The sequence below is a fragment of the Streptomyces sp. WG7 genome, assembly GCF_049975785.1.
Classification (GTDB): Bacteria; Actinomycetota; Actinomycetes; order Streptomycetales; family Streptomycetaceae; genus Streptomyces.
This window is the reverse complement of record NZ_JBNGGE010000006.1, coordinates 269,845-276,822: the sequence shown is the minus strand read 5'-3', so window position 1 is coordinate 276,822 and position 6,978 is coordinate 269,845. Positions and strand designations below refer to the sequence as shown.

Annotated in this window: 6 protein-coding genes, 1 pseudogene and 1 riboswitch; of the genes and pseudogenes, 6 read left to right on the top strand and 1 reads right to left on the bottom strand. The window is 70.5% G+C overall.

From position 1 onward, the window contains the following. The 5 genes and pseudogenes from ACP4J0_RS09875 to ACP4J0_RS09855 form a co-directional block, all read left to right on the top strand. A pseudogene (locus ACP4J0_RS09875) lies at positions 1 to 172 on the top strand (flavodoxin-dependent (E)-4-hydroxy-3-methylbut-2-enyl-diphosphate synthase); the annotation flags it as partial. A gap of 27 nt (positions 173 to 199) precedes the next feature. Next, positions 200 to 2,176, top strand: coding sequence for a 1-deoxy-D-xylulose-5-phosphate synthase (gene dxs, locus ACP4J0_RS09870; RefSeq protein WP_426598244.1), 1,977 nt, complete (start codon positions 200 to 202; stop codon positions 2,174 to 2,176). Next, positions 2,177 to 3,562, top strand: a complete 1,386-nt coding sequence (locus ACP4J0_RS09865) for an aspartate aminotransferase family protein (protein WP_426598243.1) — start codon at positions 2,177 to 2,179, stop codon at positions 3,560 to 3,562. It abuts the gene before it with no gap. Positions 3,563 to 3,723: 161 nt separating this feature from the next. Beyond that, positions 3,724 to 4,374 carry a helix-turn-helix domain-containing protein gene (locus ACP4J0_RS09860; RefSeq protein WP_426598242.1) on the top strand — a complete coding sequence of 217 codons (651 nt, stop codon included), beginning with the start codon at positions 3,724 to 3,726 and terminating at the stop codon, positions 4,372 to 4,374. Next, entirely contained in the window at positions 4,371 to 4,487 is a 117-nt protein-coding gene (locus ACP4J0_RS09855) for a DUF6126 family protein (protein WP_426525602.1), read from the top strand. Before ACP4J0_RS09860 ends, ACP4J0_RS09855 begins: the two co-directional genes overlap by 4 nt. Positions 4,488 to 4,503: 16 nt before the next feature. Here the strand turns inward: ACP4J0_RS09855 and ACP4J0_RS09850 are convergent, their stop codons facing one another. After that, positions 4,504 to 5,301, bottom strand: a complete 798-nt coding sequence (locus ACP4J0_RS09850; protein WP_426598241.1) for a tyrosine-protein phosphatase — start codon at positions 5,299 to 5,301, stop codon at positions 4,504 to 4,506. Between the two features lie 423 nt (positions 5,302 to 5,724). Continuing rightward, a riboswitch (cyclic di-AMP (ydaO/yuaA leader) is annotated at positions 5,725 to 5,882 on the top strand. A gap of 4 nt (positions 5,883 to 5,886) precedes the next feature. On the opposite strand from ACP4J0_RS09850, the gene ACP4J0_RS09845 reads away from it, so the two are divergent. Next, positions 5,887 to 6,852: a M23 family metallopeptidase gene (locus ACP4J0_RS09845; protein ID WP_426598240.1), complete on the top strand. Its 966-nt coding sequence runs from the start codon at positions 5,887 to 5,889 to the stop codon at positions 6,850 to 6,852. The last annotated feature ends 126 nt before the right edge of the window (positions 6,853 to 6,978 follow it).

Here is a 6,978-nt window from a genome sequence, read left to right as displayed (position 1 = left end):
CCTCGGCGTCGCCTCCGGCAACGGCAAGGGGCAGATCTTCGTCAAGGGCGAGGTCATCAAGACCGTCCCCGAGTCCAAGATCGTGGAGACCCTCATCGAGGAGGCCATGAAGATCGCCGAGCAGATGGAGAAGGACGGCGCGTCGGGGGAGCCGGCCGTCACCGTGAGCTGAACAGCACGGACCGAAGGGGGCCCGAGCGTGACGATTCTGGAGAGCATCAGGGGACCACGCGACCTGAAGGCGCTGTCCGAGGCGGAACTCGGTGAACTGTCCGACGAGATACGTGACTTCCTGGTGCACGCGGTCGCCCGCACCGGCGGCCACCTCGGCCCCAACCTGGGCGTGGTGGAACTGACCGTCGCCCTGCACCGGGTGTTCGAGTCACCGGCCGACCGCATCCTGTGGGACACCGGCCACCAGAGTTACGTACACAAACTTCTGACGGGGCGTCAGGACTTCTCCAAGCTGCGCGGCAAGGGCGGACTGTCCGGCTACCCCTCCCGCGAGGAGTCCGAGCACGACGTCATCGAGAACAGTCACGCCTCCACCGTGCTCGGCTGGGCCGACGGCCTCGCCAAGGCCCGTCAGGTGCAGGGCGGGCGGGGTCACGTCGCCGCCGTCATCGGCGACGGCGCGCTCACCGGCGGCATGGCCTGGGAGGCCCTGAACAACATCGCGGCGTCCAGGGACCGGCCGCTGATCATCGTCGTCAACGACAACGAACGCTCGTACGCGCCGACCATCGGCGGCCTCGCCAACCACCTCGCGACGCTCCGCACGACCGACGGCTACGAGCGGATGCTCGCCTGGGGCAAGGACGTGCTCCAGCGCACACCCGTGGTGGGCAACACCCTGTACGAGGCGATGCACGGTGCGAAGAAGGGCTTCAAGGACGCCTTCGCCCCGCAGGGACTCTTCGAGGACCTGGGGCTGAAGTACGTGGGTCCGATCGACGGGCACGACATCGGGGCCGTCGAGTCGGCGCTGCGTCGAGCGAAACGCTTCCACGGGCCCGTACTGGTGCACTGCCTCACGGAGAAGGGCCGCGGCTACGAACCGGCCCTGCGCGACGAGGCGGACCACTTCCACACCGTCGGCGTGATGGACCCGCTCACCTGCGCGCCGCTCAGCCCCTCCGACGCGCCGTCCTGGACCTCCGTGTTCGGCGAGGAGATCGTCCGGATCGGTGAGGAGCGCGACGACGTCGTGGCGATCACCGCGGCGATGCTGCACCCGGTCGGTCTCGGCCGCTTCGCCGAGCGGTTCCCCGACCGGGTCTGGGACGTCGGCATCGCCGAGCAGCACGCCGCCGTGTCCGCGGCCGGCCTCGCCACCGGCGGCCTGCATCCGGTCGTCGCCGTGTACGCCACCTTCCTCAACCGCGCCTTCGACCAGGTGCTCATGGACGTGGCCCTGCACCGTTGCGGGGTCACCTTCGTCCTGGACCGGGCCGGGGTCACCGGCGCCGACGGGCCCTCGCACAACGGCATGTGGGACATGTCCGTCCTCCAGGTCGTCCCGGGCCTGCGGATCGCCGCCCCGCGCGACGCCGACCAGCTGCGCGCCCAGCTGCGCGAGGCGGTCGCCGTCGACGACGCGCCGACGCTGGTGCGCTTCCCGAAGGAGTCCGTCGGGCCGGTGGTCCCGGCCGTCGACCGGGTCGGCGGCATGGACGTCCTGCACGCGGCCGACCGGCCCGAGGTGCTGCTGGTGGCGGTCGGCGTGATGGCGCCCGTCTGCCTCCGCGCCGCCGAGCTGCTCGAGGCCCGCGGCGTCGGATGCACCGTCGTCGATCCGCGCTGGGTCAAACCCGTCGACCCGGCGCTCGCACCCCTGGCCGCCCGGCACCGCCTGGTGGCCGTCGTGGAGGACAACAGCCGTGCGGCCGGGGTCGGTTCGGCGGTGGCCCTGGCGCTGGGCGACGCGGAGGTCGATGTTCCCGTACGCCGGTTCGGCATCCCCGAGCAGTTCCTCGCACACGCCAAGCGCGCCGAGGTGCTCGCCGACATCGGTCTCACCCCGGTCGAGATCGCCGGCCGGATCAGCGCGAGCCTGGCCGTCGCGGCACCGACCGCGGCACCGACCGCGGCACCGACCGCGGCGCAGGCCGGACAGAAGGCCGGAGACCGGACCGAGGGCGGACGGATCGTCATGCCAGTGCAAGGAGAGAACTGAATGACCGAGGAGTTCGACCTCGCCGCCCTCCTGGCCGACCGCGGAGCCGAGCGGTACGAGCTGCACGCCAGGCACCTCAACCACCAGCTGCCGCGCATGCTGCGCACCATCGGGTTCGACAAGGTCTACGAGCGGGCCGAGGGCGCGCACTTCTGGGACGCGGACGGCAACGACTACCTGGACATGCTCGCCGGGTTCGCCGTGATGGGCCTGGGACGCCACCACCCCGTCGTGCGCAAGGCACTGCACGACGTCCTCGACGCCTCGCTGGCCGACCTGACCCGCTTCGACTGTCCGCCGCTGCCCGGGCTGCTGGCCGAGAAGCTGCTCTCCTACAGCCCGCACCTGGACCGGGTCTTCTTCGGCAACAGCGGCACGGAGTCGGTCGAGACCGCGCTGAAGTTCGCCCGGTACGCGACCGGCAGGCCGAGGATCCTGTACTGCACGCACGCCTTCCACGGGCTGACCACCGGCGCGCTGTCCGTCAACGGCGAGAGCGGCTTCCGCGACGGCTTCGCCCCGCTGCTGCCCGACACCGCCGTACCGCTCGGCGACCTGGACGCACTGGCGCGGGAGCTGAAGCAGGGCGACGTGGCCGCGCTGATCGTGGAGCCGGTCCAGGGCAAGGGCGTGCACGAGGCCCCGCCCGGCTATCTGCGCGCCGCGCAGGAACTGCTGCACCGGCACAAGGCACTGCTGATCGCCGACGAGGTGCAGACGGGCCTCGGCCGGACCGGGAAGTTCTACGCCTTCCAGCACGAGGACGGCGTCGAGCCCGACCTGGTGTGCGTGGCCAAGGCACTGTCCGGCGGATATGTACCGGTGGGGGCCACGCTGGGCAGGGACTGGATCTTCCGGAAGGTGTTCTCCTCGATGGACCGGGTGCTGGTCCACTCGGCGAGCTTCGGGGCCAACGCGCAGGCCATGGCGGCCGGGCTCGCGGTGCTCTCGGTGATGGAGAACGAGGAGATCGTGGCGAACGCGGCCGCGGTGGGGGAGCGGCTGAAGTCCCGGCTGACGGAGCTGGTGGACCGCTACGAGCTGCTCGCCGACGTCCGGGGCCGGGGGCTGATGATCGGCATCGAGTTCGGCCGGCCGAGATCGCTGAAGCTGCGCAGCCGGTGGACGATGCTGCAGGCCACGCGGAAGGGACTGTTCGCGCAGATGGTGGTGGTGCCGCTGCTGCAACGCCACCGGATCCTCACCCAGGTCTCCGGCGACCACCTGGAGGTGATCAAGCTGATCCCGCCGCTGATCATCGACGTGGCGGACGCGGACCGGTTCGTCGACGCCTTCACCGAGGTGATGGACGACGCGCACAACGGAGGAGGCCTGATGTGGGACTTCGGCAAGACCCTGGTCAGGCAGGCGGTGGCCAACCGCTAGCGGGACGGAGCCACCGAGGACCGCTCCCGCACGTCTTGGAGGACCGCTCCCGGCCGTCTCGGAGGACTGCCAGGGCCGCCCGCCCGGTCGCTTTTGCCTGTCGCCTTTGCCTGTCAGGCAAAAAAATTGCCTGACAGGCAATTCTCGGACTGAATGGAGGCATGACCTCCCACGAGTCCAGACCACCGGCGCCGGACGCGCCGGCGGACGCGGTGTCCGTCGTGGCACCGCAGCTGCGCGCCCTGCGGCGCAGGGCCGCCCTCACCCTCGAGGCGGCGGCCCGCGCCGCCGGGCTGTCGCCCGCCCATCTCTCCCGCCTGGAGACCGGGCAGCGTCAGCCCTCGCTGCCGATGCTGCTCTCCCTCGCCCGCATCTACGGTACGACCGTGTCGGAGCTGCTCGGTGAGACGGCGGTGGACCGGGACGCCGTCGTGCGCGCGGACGCCATGGAACCGACGTTCGCGGGCGGATGGACGTACTGGCAGGCCGGCGGGGCCGGCCGCGGTATGCAGGCCCTGCGCGTCCATGTGCCGCACGGCTCGCAGGGCGACATCGTGCGGGTGCACCCCGGCGAGGAGTGGCTCCACGTCCTGCGGGGCCGGCTGCGACTGCGCCTCGGGGACACCGTGCACCGGCTCGCTCCGGGCGACAGCGCGCACTTCGACTCGCTGACCCCGCACCGGATCGCCGCCCAGGACGCCGACGGGGTCGAACTGCTCTTCGTCCACACCCTGCTGCAGAGCCCGACGGCGGCGCTGTGCCTGGGACCGGCCACCACCGCGATCCACCCGACCCTAGGAGAGATGCCATGAATCTGCAGGAGAAGTTCCCGCGCGCCCTGTGGGTGCGGCTCTTCATCTACCTCATCGTGGGCCACGTCTTCGCGGCCTTCATCTACCTGCTCTTCGAGGTCGGCGCCAAGTAGCGGGTGAGTGGATGCCTCAGTCCAGCATCCGCTCGCGCAGCCGCTCCCGGGTCTCCGGGGTGATCCGCAGGCCCTTCTCCAGGTACGCGTCGACGCCGCCCCAGGTCTCCTCGACGGTCTCGAAGGCCGCCGCAAGGTATTCGACCCGCGCGTCGAACAGGGGGCTGAGCAGCTCCATGACCTCGGGGGAGTAGGCCGAGGCGGCGGAGCTGCTGCGGCGTACCTTGTAGCGGCGGTGCGCGGCGTTGGACTTCAGGTAGTCGTCGACGACGGCCTCGCGCTCGACGCCCAGGGCGAGCAGGGTGACGGCGATCGACAGGCCCGCGCGGTCCTTGCCGGCCGCGCAGTGCATCAGGGCGGGGACGCTGTCCTCGGCGAGCGCGTGCAGCACCCGGGAGTGCTCCGCCGTGCGCTCCTTGATGATCATGCGGTAGGAGTCGATCATCCGGTTGGCGCCCTTGCCGTCCGCCAGGATCTCGCGCAGCTGGTCGAGGTCCCCGTCGCGGACCATCTTCCAGAACTCGGCGCCGTCGGCCGGATCGCTCAGCGGCAGGTTCACATTGCGCACGCCCGGAAGCTCGACGTCCGGGCCTTCGAGTTTCTGGTCGGCCGCGTTGCGGAAGTCGAAGATGGTGTGCAGGCCCAGCGAGGCGAGGAACGCGGCGTCCTCACCGGTGGCGTGCGCCAGGTGACCGCTGCGGAACAGCACCCCCTGCCGCACTCGCCGCCCGTCCACGGTCGGCAGTCCGCCCACGTCACGGAAGTTGCGCACACCGGCCAGCTCGGGTTCGGTCGACGGGACCTGCTGCGTCACGGGGACTCCTCCCACTCCGCCCCGTCGACGCCGCTCGCCGACGGGCACCACTCGACGATACGGCACGGTCCTGGAGCCTCGGCGTTTCAGCCGTCCGACTACGCCATTCCTAAGCCTTCTGTCCGAATTGGCGCTTTCATTCCAACTAGCGCTGAAATGAAAGAGGGTGGCGAGGCGCCGCGTGAGCAGCGTCATATCCGTGACCGTGCGTTGCTCGTCATGCTCACGTAATCAGGCCGGTTTTCAAGGCGGTTTACGTGAGACGGCGCTCCGCGAATCGACGGAGGGTGACCGGTGATTCCCGTAAAGGATCAATCGGAACACCTGTCAATGGAACCCCTCGCTTGTCCCTGCGCGTCCTGGTCCCTTACGTTCACCACCGATCCGGACGGACGCCTAATCCTGCCGCCGACCGGAACCCGCACCCACCCACCACCCGTACACGGCAGGAGCGGGGGACCCACAGGTACGACTGCCTGTTCCGGTTCCCGGAACGGCTTGGGGTAAAGCCGCGTCTCGGCGCGGCCGGGCATCTCCAGCCCGCACCCGACAGCTCACCTCGCAGGCGCCGGAGAGGAATTCGTCATGCCCGCGAAGGGTAAGCACCGCCGTACCAGGACCATGCGCCTGACCCGCACCATCGCCGTCGCCGGAACCGGGGGCGCCGCGCTCGCGCTCCCGCTGATGGGCGCCGCCGCTGCCCACGCCGCTCCCGCGCAGTCCGTTTCCGGGCAGGCCGTGCAGTCCGTCCCGACGACGGCGAAGAAGGCCGCCGGAGGCAGCGCCGAGAAGAACGCGGACGCGCGGACGTACACGGTGAAGAGCGGTGACTACCTCTCGAGGATCGCCGACGAGCAGGACGTCGACGGCGGCTGGAAGAAGCTGTACTCGGACAACCGCGAGGCCGTCGGTTCGGACCCCTCGCTGATCCACCCCGGCCTGAAGCTCTCGATCAGCGGGCAGGCCGCCAAGGCGTCGGCCCCGTCGTCCTCCGCCGAGTCGGAGAAGCCGGCGGCCGAGAAGCCCGCCGCGCCGCAGAAGTCGTCGGCAGGGAAGTCCGAGTCGTCCGAGAAGTCGTCGGACGCCGCGCAGACCTCGTCCTCGGACTCCTCGGACACGAGCGGCCAGTCCGCCGGCGCCACCAGCGGCTTCACCTCGCCCGTCCCCGGCGGCAGCGTCGGCACCCCGTACCACCAGACCGGCAGCATGTGGTCCAGCGGCTACCACACCGGCACGGACTTCGTCGTCCCGACCGGCACCTCGCTCAAGGCCGTCGGCGCGGGCACCGTCGTCTCCGCCGGCTGGGGCGGAGCGTACGGCAACCAGGTCGTCATCCAGCTCGCCGACGGCCACTACGCCCAGTACGCCCACCTGTCCTCGCTCTCCGTCTCCGCCGGGCAGTCCGTGACGGCGGGTCAGCAGGTCGGTCTCTCGGGTGCCACCGGCAACGTGACCGGCCCGCACCTGCACTTCGAGATCCGCACCACGCCGGACTACGGCTCGGACGTGGACCCGATCGCCTACCTGCGCTCGCACGGCGTCTCCCTCTGACGACGGTTTCGGGCACAGCCCCCGCGCGACCGAAGGCCGGACCCCGATCCCCGGGTCCGGCCTTCGGTGTATTCCTGAATTGGTGAACACTTTAGGAGTGGTCTTTCTCACCGCCCGTCAACCCTT

Coding starts and splice junctions, on each gene's coding strand:
- ACP4J0_RS09865 (WP_426598243.1), top strand. CDS start 2,177: ATGACCGAGGAGTTCGACCTCGCCGCCCTCCTGGCCGACCGCGGAGCC.
- ACP4J0_RS09860 (WP_426598242.1), top strand. CDS start 3,724: ATGACCTCCCACGAGTCCAGACCACCGGCGCCGGACGCGCCGGCGGAC.
- ACP4J0_RS09855 (WP_426525602.1), top strand. CDS start 4,371: ATGAATCTGCAGGAGAAGTTCCCGCGCGCCCTGTGGGTGCGGCTCTTC.
- ACP4J0_RS09845 (WP_426598240.1), top strand. CDS start 5,887: ATGCCCGCGAAGGGTAAGCACCGCCGTACCAGGACCATGCGCCTGACC.